General features: G+C 49.6%; 18 protein-coding genes and 2 riboswitches. Of the genes, 6 read left to right on the top strand and 12 right to left on the bottom strand.

The genetic code is table 11. The features are described 5' to 3' along the window. Positions 1 to 53: 53 nt before the first annotated feature. The 3 genes from C7R91_RS10570 to C7R91_RS10560 form a co-directional block, all read right to left on the bottom strand. Positions 54 to 902: a hypothetical protein gene (locus C7R91_RS10570; protein WP_047073109.1), complete on the bottom strand. Its 849-nt coding sequence runs from the start codon at positions 900 to 902 to the stop codon at positions 54 to 56. A gap of 81 nt (positions 903 to 983) precedes the next feature. Next, complete coding sequence (locus C7R91_RS10565) at positions 984 to 1175, bottom strand: hypothetical protein (protein ID WP_047073110.1); 192 nt, start codon at positions 1173 to 1175, stop codon at positions 984 to 986. Between the two features lie 47 nt (positions 1176 to 1222). Next, on the bottom strand, positions 1223 to 2035 hold the full coding sequence (locus tag C7R91_RS10560) for a DUF2797 domain-containing protein (protein ID WP_047073112.1): 813 nt from the start codon (positions 2033 to 2035) through the stop codon (positions 1223 to 1225). Positions 2036 to 2176: 141 nt separating this feature from the next. Between C7R91_RS10560 and C7R91_RS10555 the strand changes: the two genes are divergently transcribed. Beyond that, positions 2177 to 2878, top strand: a complete 702-nt coding sequence (locus C7R91_RS10555; RefSeq protein WP_047073113.1) for a polysaccharide deacetylase family protein — start codon at positions 2177 to 2179, stop codon at positions 2876 to 2878. Between the two features lie 59 nt (positions 2879 to 2937). Here the strand turns inward: C7R91_RS10555 and C7R91_RS10550 are convergent, their stop codons facing one another. Beyond that, complete coding sequence (locus tag C7R91_RS10550; protein WP_083995188.1) at positions 2938 to 3666, bottom strand: amino acid ABC transporter ATP-binding protein; 729 nt, start codon at positions 3664 to 3666, stop codon at positions 2938 to 2940. 207 nt (positions 3667 to 3873) lie between these two features. Between C7R91_RS10550 and sppA the strand changes: the two genes are divergently transcribed. The 3 genes from sppA (at position 3874) to C7R91_RS10535 (ending at position 6488) form a co-directional block, all read left to right on the top strand. After that, the gene (sppA, locus tag C7R91_RS10545) at positions 3874 to 4839 is read left to right on the top strand and encodes a signal peptide peptidase SppA (protein ID WP_047073116.1); all 966 of its coding nucleotides are present in this window, start codon (positions 3874 to 3876) and stop codon (positions 4837 to 4839) included. A 29-nt stretch (positions 4840 to 4868) separates the two neighbouring features. After that, positions 4869 to 5360 carry an RDD family protein gene (locus C7R91_RS10540; protein ID WP_047073118.1) on the top strand — a complete coding sequence of 164 codons (492 nt, stop codon included), beginning with the start codon at positions 4869 to 4871 and terminating at the stop codon, positions 5358 to 5360. Positions 5361 to 5477: 117 nt separating this feature from the next. Then, positions 5478 to 6488: a CAP domain-containing protein gene (locus C7R91_RS10535; RefSeq protein WP_047073120.1), complete on the top strand. Its 1011-nt coding sequence runs from the start codon at positions 5478 to 5480 to the stop codon at positions 6486 to 6488. Positions 6489 to 6831: 343 nt separating this feature from the next. Here C7R91_RS10535 and C7R91_RS10530 read toward each other — a convergent pair whose 3' ends face one another. The 8 genes from C7R91_RS10530 to C7R91_RS10495 all read right to left on the bottom strand — a co-directional run bounded on the left by C7R91_RS10530 (position 6832) and on the right by C7R91_RS10495 (position 17047). Continuing rightward, the gene (locus tag C7R91_RS10530; RefSeq protein ID WP_047073122.1) at positions 6832 to 8016 is read right to left on the bottom strand and encodes an MFS transporter; all 1185 of its coding nucleotides are present in this window, start codon (positions 8014 to 8016) and stop codon (positions 6832 to 6834) included. 27 nt (positions 8017 to 8043) lie between these two features. Further along, positions 8044 to 10128 carry an ABC transporter ATP-binding protein gene (locus tag C7R91_RS10525; protein WP_047073124.1) on the bottom strand — a complete coding sequence of 695 codons (2085 nt, stop codon included), beginning with the start codon at positions 10126 to 10128 and terminating at the stop codon, positions 8044 to 8046. A 15-nt stretch (positions 10129 to 10143) separates the two neighbouring features. Beyond that, entirely contained in the window at positions 10144 to 11886 is a 1743-nt protein-coding gene (locus C7R91_RS10520; RefSeq protein ID WP_047073126.1) for an ABC transporter ATP-binding protein, read from the bottom strand. Positions 11887 to 12022: 136 nt separating this feature from the next. Next, complete coding sequence (locus C7R91_RS10515) at positions 12023 to 12598, bottom strand: GNAT family N-acetyltransferase (RefSeq protein ID WP_047073128.1); 576 nt, start codon at positions 12596 to 12598, stop codon at positions 12023 to 12025. Positions 12599 to 12697: 99 nt separating this feature from the next. Next, positions 12698 to 13738, bottom strand: coding sequence for an S-methyl-5-thioribose-1-phosphate isomerase (gene mtnA, locus C7R91_RS10510; protein ID WP_047073129.1), 1041 nt, complete (start codon positions 13736 to 13738; stop codon positions 12698 to 12700). Continuing rightward, the gene (mtnK, locus tag C7R91_RS10505) at positions 13735 to 14964 is read right to left on the bottom strand and encodes an S-methyl-5-thioribose kinase (protein ID WP_047073131.1); all 1230 of its coding nucleotides are present in this window, start codon (positions 14962 to 14964) and stop codon (positions 13735 to 13737) included. Before mtnK ends, mtnA begins: the two co-directional genes overlap by 4 nt. 144 nt (positions 14965 to 15108) lie before the next feature. Next, a riboswitch (SAM riboswitch) is annotated at positions 15109 to 15254 on the bottom strand. 96 nt (positions 15255 to 15350) lie between these two features. After that, positions 15351 to 16529 (bottom strand): anti-sigma factor, encoded by a 1179-nt coding sequence (locus tag C7R91_RS10500; RefSeq protein ID WP_174769374.1) that lies wholly within the window; start codon positions 16527 to 16529, stop codon positions 15351 to 15353. Next, on the bottom strand, positions 16529 to 17047 hold the full coding sequence (locus C7R91_RS10495) for a sigma-70 family RNA polymerase sigma factor (RefSeq protein ID WP_047073135.1): 519 nt from the start codon (positions 17045 to 17047) through the stop codon (positions 16529 to 16531). Before C7R91_RS10495 ends, C7R91_RS10500 begins: the two co-directional genes overlap by 1 nt. 130 nt (positions 17048 to 17177) lie before the next feature. Then, a riboswitch (SAM riboswitch) is annotated at positions 17178 to 17355 on the top strand. A gap of 86 nt (positions 17356 to 17441) precedes the next feature. On the opposite strand from C7R91_RS10495, the gene C7R91_RS10490 reads away from it, so the two are divergent. Together C7R91_RS10490 and C7R91_RS10485 are read left to right on the top strand one after the other, a co-directional pair. Continuing rightward, positions 17442 to 18656, top strand: a complete 1215-nt coding sequence (locus C7R91_RS10490; protein WP_047073137.1) for a 2,3-diketo-5-methylthiopentyl-1-phosphate enolase — start codon at positions 17442 to 17444, stop codon at positions 18654 to 18656. Further along, on the top strand, positions 18653 to 19321 hold the full coding sequence (locus tag C7R91_RS10485) for a 2-hydroxy-3-keto-5-methylthiopentenyl-1-phosphate phosphatase (protein ID WP_047073139.1): 669 nt from the start codon (positions 18653 to 18655) through the stop codon (positions 19319 to 19321). The genes C7R91_RS10490 and C7R91_RS10485 overlap by 4 nt, the downstream gene beginning before the upstream one ends. The last annotated feature ends 3 nt before the right edge of the window (positions 19322 to 19324 follow it).

The following is a 19324-nucleotide window of genomic DNA, read 5'->3' as shown; positions in this document are numbered from 1 at the left end:
TTTCCTCGCTTTTGGTTTATGTCGTCGTTTCTTTCATTGTAAAAGAAGTACACCTAGCGGACAACGGTTACCGTATTGTAAAACGTCACACCAGATTCTGCAGTTTCCGGCACTTCAATCAGCAAGTAGTTATTAAGTATGGAACGATCTGCCCCTTCTCCAAATTCATATGTTTGATAATGGACGAGCATTTCTTCCACCCAGATTCTAATTCCCTCAACCTCCACCGAATCTGTTTCACTCTGCGATGTTTTGATCAAGAGATATGTTTTGCCGTTTAGAGCGGTGTTAAATGTATGGCCCTGACTGTTTTGAATAAGCGGCTTCGCCCACGCTTGGATTTGCAAATCGGCTTCGGCTAGCTCCATCACACGATAGGTTGGATACATATCTTCCGGCAGTAGGTCTTGCTCTTGCTCCACATCCGTCCTATATCCAGCCGTCATATTGTATCCTTCTATCGTCCACATTTGCCCATGATTACTCCTTTTTTTCATCGTCACCTCGTACAGCATGCCTTCTGTCGTCGCTACAAGAATTCTCTTGGGATTTAATTGACTGCCTATCGTTTGAAAGCTCTCGATTTCCGTTTTCAACTCACTCTGCACAAAACGGCGGAGAACTTTTTTGTAGTTATGGTTGTCCGGATCTTTTTGCATTTGTAACAGCTCAGCTTCGTTATACTCGAGGCCTACACCCTTGTCGTCTGTCCAATCAAACGCTTCAACAACGGCGTCACGGTCCACCAACTTATGACTCGCTTGTGTGGAAATAATCGGCGTTTCAAGTGCTGCTTTTTTCGTATTCATATTTCCGATCTGCTTTGCCCCGATTTCGTACATCCCCCACATGCAACCGATTAGCACCATCGCAACCCAAAAAGAATGCAACCAGACTTGCATACCTCTGCCTCCTCACGTATTCACCGTACTAAACAAAAACGACAGCCATGACTGTCTTCTGGCTGTCGTTCATACGTGTTGCTATTGCGGCATGTTGCTTTCATTGCGCCTGCTTTTCGCAGTCTCTTCTTCATTCGTCCGAGCATCCGGATTCACCTGCCACATTTGCGAAAGCGGCGAGAAGGGCACCCCTAGTTGCTCGGCATTCTCGTCTTCCACTGCCTCAGCCAGTGTCCCGGTTAAAGGCATGGTATACTCAATGTGCTCATCCATCTGCCCATCCTCCTTCACATGTCCTAGTGTGAGGAGTTTGCAATTCATTATGCAGATGGCTTTGCTTTGATCTCGACTTGGTAGCCAGCGTGCTTTCTCGTCTGGAATACACCATTGTCAAAGATCAAATACTGTGCTTTTACACCGATTAATCGGCCACCGAGCTGTTGTTCTTTATCAAGCGTCTTGGAATTGATTTTATCCAGTGACTCCAAGATCGGATAAGCAATATCTACCCATTCGTCCTCGCGATATTGGAATGCTTTAAACTGTTCAGGAAAATGACCGTACACTTCGTCACGCATGGCGAGCAAGTCGATTTCCTTCACATCTCCCTTGAGCATTTTGCGCCAGTTGGTCTTGTCAGGCAAAAACTGGCTCAAGTGGAATTCAAGCTCCCCTGCCATTCGACGAGTCGGAACCTCCGCAATCGGAATCGCGCGAATCGCGCCTTGATCCACCCAGCGTCTCAATTCATTATGCTTGCGAGTCAATCCTACCTTTATATCACTCGACACTGCCAAATAGACAAAATGAGGGATCATGCAATATTTCTCGCCGAAGCTCTCGTCCCGGCAAGTCCCCAAGTCAAAATGACATTCATGCGGCTTGACGATGCACAAGTCATTTTCCGGCAGTTTGGTAAAACAGGGATAGCAGTACCCGCTGTTAAACGTCTTGTTTGTTTTACGGCCACAGGCAATACAGTTTTTTTCGCCTAAAAACGAAATCGTCAATTCACTGCCCAGCCATTCATTAAGCGGAAGGCGATACCCGCCGATATTCAAATAGTAGTCTACCGGCTTGTCCCCTCCATGGTACTCGTGTGTTAGTCCTTGCAAAATACCGCGGAGTTCCACCAAACTCTCTCCTCTCCTATGTACGGTTCTTCCATTTTAACATAACCGCCACCTTCTCTGACCGCTGTTTTCTTTTGGTAGCATGTTTTCCCTATCAGGAGGTGAACCTAATCACATCCCAGAAGAAGGAGGCGATTGTTCGTGCGCAAATGCATACGGTACGCCTTGCTACTCGCCTGCCTTCTTGGCTACGGCACCCTCCCTACTTTTGCCCAGCAAACACTGCCTTCGTATGAACCGATCCACAGAATCGACACGGAGAAAAAAGTCGTCGCTCTCACTTTTGATGACGGGCCGGATGCTATCTATACGCCCAAAATTCTTGAGGTGCTGCATCAGTACAACGTTCGCGCTACGTTTTTTGTCCTTGGCTCACAAGTGGATAAACACCCAAAAGTCATGCAGTGGATTTACAAAGCTGGGCATGAAATCGGCAACCATGGCTACCACCATTTTGATCTTAACAAGCTGACCGAGCATGAAGTGTACGAAGAAATCAAGCATGCAGAGCGCTCCATTTTGAAGACGACCGGCATTTTGGCGCAATACTACCGTCCACCCTACGGCATCCTGACACATGACGTCATGAATGCGGTTCAATCCAGTGGCTACGACATCATTCACTGGTCGATCGATCCTCGTGATTGGTCTTTGGCACGCACGGCTAACGTCATTGCCAAAAGCGTCAAGAGTAATGTCTCCTCCGGGGATATCATCCTGTTTCACGATGGGGGCTTAAACCAACGGCAAACAGTCGCCGCTCTCCGGGAGCTTATCACGGATTTGCGTTCGCAGGGTTATCGATTTGTCACGGTCAGTCAATTGTTGGATGCAGCAAAATAATACGGCACCAGTGCCTCGTTTTTCATGATACGAAACGAAGCAACTGGTGCCCTTCTTTTCTACGCCAATACCTTGCCCAAGAACGAACGCAAGCGCTCGTTGACGTTATTGCCAAATACCTCACTGGGATGACCTTCTGCCATGATGATACCTTGATCCATAAAAATGATTCGGTCGCCAACTTCCTTGGCAAAATTCATTTCATGCGTCACGATCACCATTGTCATGCCTTCTTTGGCTAAATTTTTGATGACGGCAAGCACCTCTCCTACCAGCTCTGGGTCTAGAGCGGATGTCGGCTCATCAAACAACATAACCTTTGGATTCATGGCGAGCGCCCTTGCGATTGCGACTCGTTGCATCTGCCCCCCTGACAGCCGCTCGGGATACACATCGGCCTTGTCCTGGAGCCCTACCTTCTGCAAGAGAGCCAACCCTTGCTTGCGGGCTTCTTCCTGAGACATCCTCTTTACTTTTACTGGGGCCAGCATGACGTTTTCCAGCACCGTTTTATGCGGAAAGAGATTAAATCGTTGAAAAACCATCCCGACCTCTTCTCTGACTTTATTTATATCGGTCTTGGGGTCTGACAAATCATGTCCGTTGATGACAATCTTTCCGCTGCTCATTTCCTCCAGCTGATTCAAGCAACGAAGAAACGTGCTCTTGCCCGAGCCAGACGGGCCAATGACACAGACTACTTCCTTTTCTGCTACCTGAGTCGTAATGCCCTTCAACACTTTTAGGTCGCCGTAGTTCTTCGTCAAATTCGACACCTGTATAATCATTTGTCTTTCCCCCTATCGCGATAAAACAAGCTTGGTTGTGGTTCTTGCACTTTCATTTTACCGCAATAGTCAAAAAATTGCATGAATTTGCTACTCAGCCTTTGGCTGCCATCCTTGTAGATAATCGCCTCAATCCCATTTTTTCCAGTGCTTGTCGCATGCGTAACTATGCTCCCGGCGGCTCATGCTAAGCGTGAGGTGGTTTTCATGCATCGAAAAAAATGGGTCGCTCTCGTAATCGTACTGGCCGTTTTTCTATTAGGGCTTTTGGTGGAAGGTATTTACGGGACTTATACAGATCTCGTCGACCACCCTGGGTTCGCTTGGGAAGAAAATGTAGTATCGGGCTATGGCAACAGCAAAATTGTGCAGCTGTTTGTGAACGGCGTTATTTCGGGGCAACAGAATAGCGCTGGGGTGCCTTCGATGACGGAGCTATTAACTGAACAGCTACGCCGAATTGAAGAGGATGAGCTGGTAAAAGCCGTCGTTCTTCGCATTGATAGTCCAGGTGGAGAAGTCGTTGCTACCGATGAATTACACAGACGCTTGCTACGTCTCAAACAGGTCCGCAATCTACCTATTGTCGTCAGCATGGGTTCTACAGCAGCCTCTGGCGGCTATTACTTGGCCACGACAGGCGATGCGATTTTTGCCAATCCCAACACACTAACTGGCAGTCTCGGTGTGATTTTCAATCTGTTTAACTATAGTGAAGCTGCGAACAAGCTGGGTGTGCATCAATACGCGATCAAAAGCGGACGCTTCAAAGACATCGGCAGTCCATCCCGGCCACTGACGGACCCAGAACGGCAAATTTTCCAGACACTCGTCAACGAAAGCTACAACAATTTCGTCGACGTAATCGTCAAAGGCCGCAACCTCTCCCGTCAACGCGTACTGGAAATCGCTGACGGCCGTGTCTATTCCGGTGAGCAAGCAAAACGCCTGGGACTCGTCGATGAATTCGGTGATTTGGAGGAAGCGACACGCTACGCGCTCTCTTTGTCTGGAGAAAAAGAAGCCATGGTCATCCGCTATGCAGACCAGCTCTCCATCAGCAAACTGTTATTCAGCATGAAGCAGTACTGGTCGAATCCTGATCCGCTTGGTCTCAATCGAATATGGGACCGCCAAAGCTCACCTCGCCTCCTGTATCAGTTCATGCCTTAGCCTGTTATTACGGAAAGGAGTGGCTTATCATGAACCAGATTCCCGACGAAAAAAAAGCGCATGAGCCTGATTCCTTTGATCCATATTCAGAAGCCCAACCACAACATTTGTATGCTGGCTTCTGGATTCGTGTGTTGGCATCGCTCCTTGATTGGATGTTCTTGATTGGGATTAGCTATCTCATTTTCAATCCGTTGCGTCGTGTCTTTGCCGTTCCTTACGCCTCTTTTCCATTCATTGATTTGTTGGAGGTGTTATTTGATCTCCTCTATATGATCATGCTGACCTGGTGGACCGGACAAACGTTGGGAAAGCTGATAACAGGCATCCGTGTCATCAGTGCCAGACAAGCGCGAGGCAATCTGACAGGCGGACAGGTATTTTTACGAGAAGTCATCGGCAAATTCCTCGCTTCACTCGTATTCGGATTGGGCTATCTATGGGTTGCATGGCACCCACGTAAACAAGGCTGGCATGATCTGATCGCTAAAACGTATGTCATCCGGGATCGTCGACCATAACCTCCGCTCTATAGCGGGGGTTTTTATTTTTGCTTCCTTGGTCCCTATTTTTGTAGCGGCTTCCTGCCGATACCATTACCAACAAGGCAGATCCTATTCAACCGAGGAGGAAGATCCATGCGTAAACACAAAGTAACCAGCATCCTCGCCCTGAGCCTTTCGCTGGCTCTGCTCGGCCACGTTGCCCCTGTCCTTCCTGTTTCAGCTGCATCTGCTGTCCCTCAAGCAGCAGCCGTTAAAACAAATGATGTCTATAACCTTCAGCTAGGAATGAGCACAGCGCAGGTGGAACAAACACTAGGCAAGCCTGCCCGCATTGATCCTAGTCATACGGGTGTGGAATGGTGGATTTACAATCAAGATTTGAACAATTACATTCAAGTCGGCATGCAAAACGGCAAAGTCGTGACGTTGTTTACCAATGGCGCCAAGCTGAATCTGAATGGCATCAAGATTGGATCTACTACTAAAGACCTACAAAATAGTTGGGGTGCACCGCAAGATACGTTGACGATCCTCCCAAGCCTGCGTATCCAAAAAAATACCCTTACTCATCCGACCTATATCCAAAACAATCAAGCGATCACCTTCTCCATCGATCAGCTGGGTGGAAATAAGGTCGCAGGAGTGCGCATCTCTACTCCTGAGCATTTTGCCACCATTGCGATTGGCTTGATGTATCCCATTTCCTATACGAAATTACCAGAACTGCCGAAACTGACAGACGCACAGATGAAGCAGGCAGCACTCGCATACGAGAAACAAAATTTGGACTTGCTCAACGTGGCAAGGCAACGTGCCAAACTGCCTGTTATCACTTGGGATGAACAAGTGGCAGCAGTGGCCAGAGCACACAGCCAAGACATGGGCCAGCATAACTTTTTCAACCATACCTCCCCTTCTACGGGAAGTCCGTTTGATCGTTTGAAGAAAGCCGGCATTCGCTACAGCTCAGCTGGTGAAAATATTGCCTACGGACAGCTAGACGGGGTCGAAGCCCACATGAGCTGGATGAACTCCGCAGGCCATCGTCAAAACTTGCTCAATCCAAAATTCAAGCAGCTCGGTGTCGGTATCGTTATGAAAGATGGCCGCCCGTATTTTACGCAAAATTTTGTTACTCGCTAACACTACAGCAAAAAGACACGCCGTCGTCAGTGGCGTGTCTTTTTCTGCGAGCACAAGAACAAAGCTATGGCTGCGAAGTTGCATTTGTAGTGGCAGGTGCAGGTGGTTTCGGAGCCTGGTCGTCATCTGAGAAAAACGGGATGATTACCAGACTGAGGACGAAAAATAAAATCCAGGCAATGCCTCTTCTGAAAATGCAAGGTGTCAGCATCGGGTAACCCCTTCCAATCATGCTGTTCTACTTACTATTCATACGCTTCCCTCCTTGATGCCCGTTTATGCTTTTTTGGGCAAAAAATAAAAGCCTCGCCAAAAATTTGGCGAAGCTTATCCATCATTGCTTTTACCCCTGTTTTTGCAACGGCATCGAATACGTCTGTTCTTGAGTTGCTTTTTGCTTGAAAAACAGGCAAGCTGCCGCGAAAACAATGAGCAGCGATCCCATCAGCCAAAAGATCGTCCACGGCTCCCACACGTCCATCAGCAGGCCATTCACATTCGGAGCCAAAATACTGGCGACTCCAAAATTGACGCCCGCGATGATTCCTGCGGTAGGAACCATCGATGCTGGTAAAATATCTGCTGAAAAAGCCAAGCCCAGCGAGTAAAAAGAACCGACAGCCGCTCCTGCTATGGCCAATAACAGCATCATCAGCCATACGTTTTCACCTGCAAACGGGAACAGGAAGAAGGCCAATCCCCCTACAAGCGCACACACGAGCATGACCTGCTTGCGTCCTACTCGGTCACTCAATGCCCCCAGCGGCATCTGCAAGATAATGCTCCCCACGACAAACGACGGAAGGATCAAGGAAACCCATTCAACGGACAAGCCGGTACGCAAGGCATAAACGGGAAAACTGCCGTTGAGTGACGTCTCCATGAATCCGTACAAAAACGAAGGAATCAGCGCCAGCCAGGCAAGTCGCAAAACAAATGCATATTTGTTTTGCTTCTTTTCCGTTTGTTCGATCTGTGCTGGGAATTCATTTTTGATCCGGGATAATAATAAGAAGGCAATGAGATACAGAACAAGCAAGCCGCCAAAAGGTACCCAAATCCCCAAATGCAGCACGCTTAAGCCTAATGGACCAATACTAAAGCCCACGCCATATGCCAGCCCGTAAATGGAAAGATCACGTCCACGATTCTCGGGAGCTGCGATCTTGGTCACCCACATTTGGCTGGCATAATGTAAACCGCTATCGCCCACACCCATCAGTAAGCGTAGTACAAACCAGACCGCCAAATGGCTGAACATCGGGATGAGTGCTGTGGCGATCGTCACCAACAGCAATCCCCATAATATCGTGGATCGGTATCCAATGCGCCGCAGTGGGATTTCCAAAAATGGATTGACCATGACCATCCCAATATACAAGGCTGCGGCGTTGAGTCCGTTCATCACGGATGAAACACCTTGTTTTTCCAATAAAACCGTCAGCATCGGGATCGTCAAGCCTTGGCTTACCCCCGCAATACCGACAGCCAAAATCAACACCCAAAAGGTGTAACGTGACTGTGACATGGTGTTGTTTCTCCTCCCTAGCCCCTACTAAGCACTCTCTACGGAAGCACTCCCCTGCTGAAGCTGATACATTTTTTGATAAAGACCATTTTGCGCCATGAGCTCATCATGGGTACCTCGCTCCATAATCTCTCCACGGGACAAAACAAGAATCTGGTCGGCGTGTTGAATCGTCGACAAGCGATGTGCAATGATAAATGTCGTCCTACCTTTTGATAGTACATGCAACGCTTCCTGAATGGCTAGCTCTGTTTCACTGTCAATGCTTGCCGTTGCTTCATCCAAGATCAGCATCGCGGGATCAGCAGCCAATGCCCGTGCAAAAGAGATCAATTGGCGTTGGCCTGCGGATAGTGTCATACCTCGCTCAACGACTGGTTCGTCATAACCGCCCGGCAGCTTGGAGATGAATTCGTCAGCACGTACCGCTTTTGCAGCCCGCTTCACTTCTTCGTCCGTAATCGTATCCTTGTACATACGAATATTGAATCCAATGCTTCCCGTAAACAAGAACGGGTCCTGCAATACGAGGCCGACATGACTGCGCAACGAATGCGTATCAATCTGTCTCATGTCTTGCCCGTCAATCAAAATGCTCCCTTTGGTCACCGGATAGAACCCGAGTAGCAAATTCATCAAAGAGCTTTTTCCCGATCCGGTGTGTCCTACCAGCGCAATCGTTTGACCGGGCTGCGCCGTAAAGGAGACGTTTTTCAAGACGTAATCGTCACCCTGATAAGCAAACGAGACGTTATCAAAGACAACCTCTCCACGCGGGCGCTCGATTTGTGCGCCAGCTTCTTTCTTCTCAGTGGTCTCATCCATAATTTCGAAGACGCGTCCCGCTGATATAGTCGCCTGCTGCATTTGCGACAACCGATTCATGATCATGTTGATCGGTTCGAAAAAACGTCCCATGTAATCGACAAAAGCAAAAAGCGCACCGAAGGAAATCACGCTGTGGAAGGATGTCGAGCCGTAATACCAGACGATCAGGGTCAAGGAAATTTTCCAGATCAAATCTACCGCTGGGCGCAAAAGCAAGGATTCCAGATTGATTTCTTTCATTCGCACCTTAAAGTAGTCTTCGTTTACATCAGCAAACTCCTTTTGTACACCTTTCTCCCGACGAAAAGCCTGCACGATCGTCATGTTCTGGATCATTTCATTAATCGTTGTGTTCATATCACCCAGCTTCGCGCGAATCACCGCATAGTAGCGAGAGCTGTACCTTTGATACACGTAGACTAACAGTACGAGCACTGGCACGGTCAAAAAGCAGAAGAGGGCGAGCTCAGGCTGCAAGATGTAGAGCGCGATCAAGATTCCAATCAAATAAAGACCGTTCTGTACAAATGTGGCGAGCACACTTACATACAGCTCACGGATGGCTTCTGTATCATTGCTCACACGGGAGACAAGCGCCCCTACTGGCGTTTTGTCAAAAAAGGAAACCGGGAGCTTTTGCAAATGGATAAACAGCTTCATCCGCATTTGCTGAATGATGCGCTGGGCGATCTTTTGCAGCCACAAAATCTGGACGTAATTGAATCCAGCTGAGAGCAAGATCAGTGCTCCATAACCTACGGACAGCCAGACAATGGGCAGGACATCCCCCTGATACATTGCCTTGACTTCCTCTGCGGTCAGCCGAATGCCTGTGGAGGTCATCTTTTGACCTGATTGATCCTTCGTTGTTACCTCGAAGCGTTCCCTCCCGTTTTCTGGCATAATCGGGGTGAATTGCTTCTCCGTGTTTGGATTCACCTTGCCGGAAACCAAGTAATAGGTCGTGCCTTCTGTCAGTACGGTTACTTCTTTTTGATTGATCCTGTCCAAGCCAAGACCCGTCTTTGCTGCGACATCTTCACGAATATAGTTCGTACCGTTCACTGAGGCGACTTGCCCCGCTGCTTGTGGTGGCACTTCGTCCAGTTGATACCAAGGCTTTTGGATCGCCAGAATGTGATTATCAATCATGACCTTGGCTAAAAAAGGCCCCGCCAGCTCTGCACTCGTTCCGAGCAAGAGCAGGAACAGCGCGCCCAGTATTTGCTTTTGAAATGGTCTGGCGTACTCGGTCAAACGCCCCCATACATTTTCTTTGCTCATGAAACGCTCCCCCTTTCAACCAGCCACAGCCTGTTCCATTTGCTGACGACGGTACTGCTCTGCATACCAGCCGTTGCGTTGCATAAGCTCGTCATGTGTCCCCTGCTCGACGATCTGCCCCTCATCCAGTACGAGAATCAGCTGTGCGTGCTGTACGGCAGACAATCGATGAGCCGTGATAATGGTCGTTTTATCCGCGCGCTCCTGTCGCAGATGACGAAGGATGCTCTCCTCCGTCCGCGCGTCCACAGCCGACAAAGAATCGTCGAGAATCAGGATACCCGCATCCATCAAAAGAGCGCGTGCAATGGAAATGCGCTGTTTTTGCCCCCCGGAGAGGGTGACCCCCTTCTCTCCAACCATGGTCTGCAATCCATCTCTGAATTGGGCCAGATCTTTCTTCATCTCCGCAAGCTCCAACGCATGCATAACTTCCTCGGTTGTCGCTTGTGGTTTCCCGAATGTAACATTTTCTGCAATCGTCCGTGAGAACAGTAAATGCTCCTGAGGCACGTAGCCGATTTTTTCCCGCAGCGTATCAAAAGCGAGTCCTTCGATCGGAATGCCCCCGATAAACAGAGCTTGTTCCTTCATTTGATATTGATGCAATAAGGCACGGCACAACGTCGACTTGCCGCTTCCTGTCCGTCCAACAATCCCAAGCGTCTCTCCTTCGCCCAAACGAAACGAGATGTCGGTGAGCGCTGGCTTGTCAGTGCCCGGATACGTAAAGGAAAAATGACGTGCTTCTACGGTATTGGCGATTTGGCTCGTGACCGGATTCGCTGCCTCCGTCACATCTGGATGCTCCACCATTAGCTCTGTAAAACGCTTGTGGGATGCGCCACCGCGCTGCAACACATTGACCAACCAACCAAAGGCGAACATCGGCCAAATTAAAAGTCCCAAGTATAAATTGAACGCAACCAAATCCCCTAAGGAGATGGCGCTAGCGAACACCAGATACGTCCCATAGCCCAATCCGATCAAAAAGCTGAAGCCAATAATAATCGCGATCGTCGGCTCGAACAGGGCGTCGATCCGCGAAACGCTCACATTTCGCTCCAGCGTTTTTTCACTGACCCGGCGATATGCCTCGATATCTGCCTTTTCCTGAACAAATGCTCTCAATACCCGAACACCCGATACGGATTGTTGAACATGATCATTCATCTCTCCGAAGGCTTCCTGCGCCAAGTAAAAGCGCTCATGCAGCAACCTTCCATAGTACGCCGTTGACCAAGCCAAAAACGGCATCGGGATCAGTGCAGCCAGCGTCAGCTTCCAATCAATCACTGTCACCATGACGCCTAGTGTTAGCAAGGTCATGAACAACGCATCGACAAGCGTAAGCACCCCTGTACTCGCCGTTTGTTCAATAGCAGGAATGTCGTTGGTAGCGACGGCCATCAGATCGCCACTGCGTTTGCGGTGAAAAAACGACGGGGTCATTCTCGTCAAATGGGCAAACAGTCGCTCGCGCAACGTCCTCTCGAGAATCAAGGCTCCTCCATTTAACAAGTACCGCCAGAGAAACCGCAATCCATACAAGCTAACACCCAATACGAGCAAGATGACCACTGTTTGCGTCAAATCAGCGTCCGTCAGGGAACTGTTGCGAATCGAATCCACCGTGTCCCCGATTAATTTCGGCGGCCAAAGCATGAGGACATCGATGATAAACAGCACAGCGATTCCAATGACGTACCGTTTCCAATAGGCACGGAAAAACCAGGATAATTGCCGAAGTGTCTGCATGTATTTCACCTCTATTTTATTCAAGCCTACTAGCACGACTAAAAAAGGGCTTGCGAATCACACGCAGCCCTTTTGATCTGTCTTCACCATCGTAATTTACAGAATTTTCATTGTCAATCGAAGCATACAGTTCAATCTAAGATTTTTTATCGGTTTTCCAGCCAAGCCATTCCTCTTTTAACAGGCTGTAAGTGGCATGATCCACGTAATGATCGTAAAGGAATTCGTTCCGGCGCAGTATCCCTTCCAGTTGAAATCCTAATCGTTCCGGGATTGATCTGCTTTTATAGTTTTCCGTAGCAGCCTGAATTGTTACTTTTTCCAAATCCCATGACCCGAAGATCAATACGTCCAAGTAGGTCGCCACTGCTTCTGTCATCAGGCCCTTGCCCTGAAATTGCGCACCCAGCCAATAGCCAATGGACGTCTTTTTGTTGATCCAATCCACCGTATGTACGCCGACTGTGCCAGCCAGACGTCCTTGGTACCAAATGCCGTAGTTGATGCCGCGATTATCGTTGTACTGATGGATCGTCGATTGAATGAATTGACGAGAATCCTCTACCTTCTTCGTATAATTCAGCCACGGCAGCCATTCCATAAGATTCTCCCGGTTCGAATCCGTAAGCAAAAATAACTCCTCAGCATCGGCTAATTCTAATTGCTTCAAATACGTATCTTCATTGATTGCTATCCGTTGAATCGTTTGCATACGTATCTCCCCTTTTCTTGGATATTTTACTTGAAAACACCAAAATGAGCAAAAAGCGCCCGCCAGCAACAACAGGGCGAACGCTTATAAGAAGTTCTTTTATTTTTTGCTATTGCCGATCTCTTCCGGCTTGAAAATGCCTGTCTCCGTGACGATCGCTGTAATGTACTTCGCAGGTGTTACATCGAACGCAGGATTGTACACCTTGATATCATCCGGAGCGACCTGTTTGCCCAAGCCATGGGTAATTTCCTCGGCTGGACGTTCTTCAATCGGAATATCTGCGCCTGTCGGTGTCTCCAGATCGACGGAGGACAGTGGAGCTGCCACGTAAAAAGGAATGCCGTGAGCTTTTGCCAATACCGCTACCCCATACGTACCGATTTTGTTGGCGACATCGCCATTTGCTGCTACGCGGTCTGTCCCCACAATGACAGCCTCTACTTTTCCTTGGGACATGACCATCGCCGCCATGTTGTCGCAGATCAGCGTCACATCAATCCCTGCTTGCTGCAATTCGAATGCAGTAAGACGAGCGCCTTGCAGGACAGGACGGGTTTCATCCGCGTACACCTTTAGGTTCCAGCCGCGTTCCTTTGCCAAATAAAATGGAGCGGTAGCCGTACCGTACGCCGCTGTAGCCAATGCCCCTGGATTACAGTGCGTGAGAATTCCCATACCGTCATGCAACAGAGTGAGCAGATGCTCTCCGATGGTCCGGCATACTTCAGCGTCTTCCTTTTGAATCGCCAGTGCTTCATCGAGCACTGCCGCCTTCAACTCGGCAATCGACACACCGCTTTCTTTTTCAACACGAGCCTTGATGCGATCCAACGCCCAGAACAGATTCACGGCTGTCGGACGGGAGGAGCCCAGGTAGTCTGCCTGCTGGTTCAGTTCCTGCCAAAACTCGTCGTAGTTACTCGCTTCACTGCCACGAATGCCCAGGTAGAGCCCGTAAGCCGCCGCCATGCCAATCGCTGGTGCGCCACGCACTTCCAAGCGCCGGATGGAACCCCATACTTGCTCGGAGGTGGTCAAGTTCAAATAGATCGTTTCTACTGGCAGACGCGTCTGGTCAAGCAAGACCAATGCGTCATTCTCCCACTTAACAGGTGCCAATTGGGTGCTGGTTGTCATACTGTTGTAGCCTCCTGGTAGTAGCGTTCAGTTACTGAGCGTACGATGTCCGTGATATCTGTCGATTCGTCTATGCCGCCGCGACCTAGAATCAGCGCTTCTCCAATCGAGAGAGCCAGACGCTCCGCTTCTGCGCGAGTCTGATCGTCTTCAATGGCATTCAGGTCTGCTACGCCTGCCAAGCCGATGACACGGCGCAAGATTTTGCATCCGGCATAGCCTGCTGTATCCTGAATCAAGCGCTTCACGTAGCTTTGCCACAGTCCTTCGACATGGGCGCTGCGCTCTTTGGCGTGCTTGTGCCAGAGTTGAACGAATTGTGAAACGAATTCATTCCAGACATCCTCAACCGTTTCCAATAAGTATTCGCGGTACGCTTCCCGTTCTCCTTGATCTTTTTGCAAACCGTGCTGTCCTGCGTAATTGAGCAGCAGATTGGCAATGACCGCCCCGATGTCAAAACCGATTGGGCCGTAGTAAGCGAACTCCGGATCAATTGCTTTCAGGCTGTTTTCCGTGATGAAAATACTTCCGGTATGCAAGTCACCATGCAGCAGCGCTTCCGAGCGCGTAAGGAAATCGTATTTCAGCTTGGCGATTTCCAGCTTCAGCGGCTTGTTGTTCCAGATCGCTTCGACTTCACGGCGGATCAACGGGTTGAAGTCGTTGGTAGGCGCATTTTCATACGGATCAGTAAAGACGAGATCTTCTGTTATTTTGCATAATTCTGGATTTATGAATGTTCCGACTAGCGCTTTTTTATCATACGGATGCGCGCCCAGATCGGATGTGAAGAACAAGGTTTGCGCGAGAAAACGACCAATTTGCTTTGCGAATAACGGGTACCGCTTTCCTTCGATCAGACCTTTGCGCATGATGATGTGGTCCCCGACGTTTTCCATGACAGTCAACGCAAGCTCCCCGTCGAAATGATACACCTGTGGCACCAGATCCGGAACATATTTGTGCTGAATGCGGAGTGCCTCGCTCTCGATGCGGGCCCGATCAATCGTAAGCGGCCAAGATTCTCCTACGACGCGGGCAAAAGGCAGTGCTTGCTTGACAATGACGCTCTTACCGGTTGCCGGCTCCTGAATGTCAAAAACGAGGTTAAGGTTGCCATCCCCGATTTCACGGCTGGTCAGCTCTGCTCCTTCGCTAAAAAGACCCGGTATTCCTTTTACGTACTCCACTGCTTCCTGTTCAGTCAATGCGCGGTATGCCATGATCCCAAAACTCCCCTCTACGTATTTTTCCTCTATCTCTACTTGGTTTGTTTGTGTCCCGAGAGTATTTATCGACGAAAAAAGACCTCTTTTCCCGAAGAAAAGAGGTCGCTGTCGTCACGTGTAAGAACCGTGTTGATGTCCCCCTTATCTTCCAGACCACTTTTGTTTCTGCAGGAATTAGCACCGTGCATGTCGCCTGTCAATCAGTCGCTTCCTCACGTCTGAATGGCGTCATGTCGGTTGCCGGGTATCATCGGGCCAGTCCCTCCACCTTCTCTGGATAAGGTATCCAAAACGTATTCGGTTTTTGATTTAGTTTGAATCATACAACCAACGCTTCCACGATGTCAACACCCTTTTGTGCAAAAATTCGCACCTTGCTATCAGTAGCTGTATTGTGTTCCCGATGCCGAAGGTCGCTCCCAATTCCACCAGTCGACCTTGCCTAGAAACGCTGCTGTTATCGACTTTTCGGCCTTGAGCTTTAGCAGTTCTTTCGTAGGTCCGGTGAGGACGGCGCCGTAGATTCGCACTCCGTTTTGTTGCAGGTAGTTGTATCGTTCTGTGATTTGCGGGTCGCTACGAAATAACAAGGATCTACCGATATCGCGAGTCAAACCTTCTTGCTCGGACAAGTACTTCATTTCGTTCAGATAAGTCGCTATCCGCCTATCCCCTTCCCCGTTTACAAGAATAGATCCACCATAATTCAGCTCCCTTTCTGCAAAACCCCATACACTTCCCGATCCTAACATCAATTGTCCCTCTTGACTCTCTTTGGTCTCGATCCCCGTGTCTACGGCAAACCAAACCGTATCTTGTCCCGAAGAGGCAACATGGCGAGAAACCAATTCATAGTACTCCTCGTACGTGAGGAAGCGATCGAAGGAAATTGCAAGCTGAGAAACCGTTCCCTCTGGCAGTTTCTCCATCGTCGTCCAGGCAGGTGAAGTGCGAGATTCCGTATCACCCATTTCCCCGTCTATCGGATAACGGAAATACAGCTTCTGTTCCCTAACCCCATCCGGCCATTTCGGCCCAGCGTTTACGATCCACAGCACATTTGTGCTTTCAAAGCGGCCAGCGTTCTTTTCTTCCGCTCCAACCCTCTCACGCAAATCCATGCTGATATTGCCGTAAAGCAATCCGACCTGCGAGCCACTCCCTCCTACACTAACACCTGGCTGGGTAAAATTGACCATCGACTTCGCAATGCGGAACAGATCTTCATGCATCAGTGACCCAACCCAGCCATTCAGGATCAGTAATAAAACTCCAGCCAAAAAGGGAAGCCCTATGGTGAATCCAGCATTGGACAACCGATTTTTCCATTTCCCCCGGCGAACAATGGCACGCTGTTTTTCAGCGGAAAGTGTTTCAGAATCTTTGGTTTTCACGTTGTCCTCTCGCGTTTCTTCCCCCAACAAAAGCCTTTCCAACCGCTGTGCGTATTCCTCGTCAGCGGCTATTTCTTCCTCGAATTGTTTTGAATCTTCTTCCGCCATTTCCCCACGCAAATAAGCAAGCAGCCTTTGCTCGCGATGATTCTCATCCTTGTTCATCACTGGCTTTCCTCCCTCCACAACTTCCGCATCTTTTGTCGTCCCCGAAGCAGGGAACGCTTGACGTCTGCCAGATCGATCCCGAGTACCTCTGCCATTTCCGCGTAAGAAAACTGCATAGCAGACAACAAAATGACCTGTCTCTGCTTTTCTGGAAGCTTCTCCAAATAGTCGTGGGCCACTTCCCACAGCTCCTTGTTCACGACATGCTCTGCCGGATCAACCGCCGAATGATCAAGTCGCTCTGGCAAGGCTTCCACAAACGCAAATCGTTGTTTCGTCTTCTTGCGATAGCCGTCCACGAAAGCGTGATAGGCTACCTTGAACAGCCAGGGCCGAACTTTTTCCCCACGATAGTCGTCCAAGGAAGAGAAGGCGCGACAAAAGGTTTCCTGTGTTAAATCCTCCGCCAGCCTCTCATCTCGTGTCAGCCGGAAAAGATAGCGGTAAATATCGTTTACATGCAGCTGGTACACATCCTCCAGACCTACTTTCCCAAGCCGTTCACACCCTTTCATCCCTTACCACGAAGGAATTGCCAAAAAGTTTCATCTTCGTCTCATTTTCCTAATAACCTGCTGCACATTCTCTGTAAAAACAAAGATTGACTCCTGACAATGAACGTCATATCATGGGGGAAACGAATAACTCTTATCGCGAGCTGGCTGAGGGACTGGCCCTATGATGCCCGGCAACCGGCGCTATACCATGAATCGTACGCTCATCATTGCGTACCTTGGATAGCGAAACGGTGCTAATTCCAACGGATAAGAGTCGAGATCGAGCAGCTTTGGCTCATCTCGGCTACTGACCCGAGAGATGAGAGGAGACGAGACGCTTTTATAGTCGACAACCGCCTCCCCGCTCAATGGGGAGGCTTTTTTATTTAAATCAAGGAGGATTAGGCGTACCATGAGTGAACAACGTATCCTCGTCACCTATCTCACACAAGCAAAAGACTTGAACAAGAAAGCCCAAGCCATTGCTGTCGGCATGACAGTCGGTTCTTGGACGGACCTGCCGCTTGCCAAGCAAGCTGAGCTAGCGCCGTATCTCGGGGAAGCTGTAAGCGCGACACCGCTTGCGACACTGGAAAATGGAGAAACACGCGGTCTAATTACCGTCAGCTATCCGACTCGCAATTTTACAGCGGACATTCCATCCTTGTTGACCGGAATATTCGGGAAACTATCGATGGATGGCAAAATCAAGCTCATCGACATCGTACTCCCTGACTCATTCCTCCAGGCTTTTCCTGGACCGAAGTTCGGCATTGATGGTCTGCGCGAACGTTTAGGGGCACATAACCGTCCGCTCTTGATGAGCATTTTCAAATCGTGCCTGGGTCTTCCTTTCGACGATCTGAAGACGCAATTCCGAGCACAAGCCTTGGGCGGAGTCGATCTCGTAAAAGATGACGAAATCTTCTTTGCAGATGACCGCGCTCCTTTTATCGAACGGATCAAAGCATTCAAGCAGATCGCCCAGGAGACCGCGGCCGAAACAGGCAAGCCCGTCCTCTATGCAGCCAACCTGACTGGACCTGTGCATGAGCTGAACGAAAAAGCGAAGCGTGCGGTAGATGCGGGTGCTGACTGCCTCTTGTTCAACGTACTGGCCTTTGGCTTCGATGCCCTGCACCGTTTGGCAGCCGATCCTGATGTGCACGTACCGATCATGGCGCATCCAGCATTGGCAGGCGCTTACTATCCATCACCTGACTATGGCATCGCCACTCCGCTGTTGCTCGGTACGTTGATGCGTGTAGCTGGTGCAGATTTGGTGCTCTTCCCATCTCCATACGGCAATGTCGCTCTGGACAAAACAGAAGCGTTGCAGCTCGCCAAGCATTTGACTGACCCACTGAATGGTGTGCGACGTTCCTTCCCGGTTCCGTCTGCCGGCATTCATCCAGGACTCGTCCCACAGCTGTATCAAGACTTCGGTTTAGATCAAATCGTCAATGCAGGAGGCGGAATCCACGGTCATCCGGGTGGAGCAACCGCCGGAGCAAAAGCATTCGTCGCCGCGATTGATGCAGTCATCGCAGGCCGAACATTGGAAGAAGCCGCCACTGAATCACAAGAACTGGCGATCGCTCTGGAAAAGTGGGGTGGCGCACGATGAGCAAGAAGCTCGTCCTGTTCTGCGATTTCGACGGAACGATTACCGAAAAAGACAACATTGTAGCGATTGTCCGCCAGTTTGCTCCCCCTGAGTGGGAAGCCTTAACTGAGCAAATCCTTTCGCAAAAAATAAGCGTTCAAGAAGGGGTCGGCAAGCTGTTTCAACTCTTGCCCTCCTCCTTGCGCCAGGACATTATCGATTTTATTGTCCATGAAGCGACCATTCGCCCGGGATTTGCTGAATTCGTGAGTTATTGCCGCGAGCAAGGCATCGAGCTGTTGATCACGAGTGGCGGCATCGACTTTTTCCTGGAGCCTATCCTGGCACCCTTCGATCTTACCAATGTGCCGATCTACTGCAATGGCAGTGATTTCAGCGGAGAGCGCATCACCATTACGTGGCCCAACGCTTGCGATGAACATTGCACGAACGGCTGCGGCATGTGTAAGACGACCATCATCCGCCGTTACGATCCAGCAACCCATTTCCGCATCGTCATCGGCGACTCCATCACTGATTTGGCTGGAGCCAAAATCGCTGACTATGTGATTGCCCGTTCCTTCCTCGCTGACAAGGCGGAGGAGCTGCAATTGCCGCATAGCAAGTTCGCCACATTCCACGACGTGATTCGCATTTTACAGCAAGTCCAACAGGAGGTTGTCTAAATC

This window comes from Brevibacillus formosus (genome assembly GCF_003013405.1).
In the GTDB taxonomy this organism is placed as follows: domain Bacteria; phylum Bacillota; class Bacilli; order Brevibacillales; family Brevibacillaceae; genus Brevibacillus; species Brevibacillus formosus.
The sequence above is the reverse complement of the archived record's forward strand: the minus strand, read 5'-3'. Positions and strand labels throughout refer to the sequence as shown.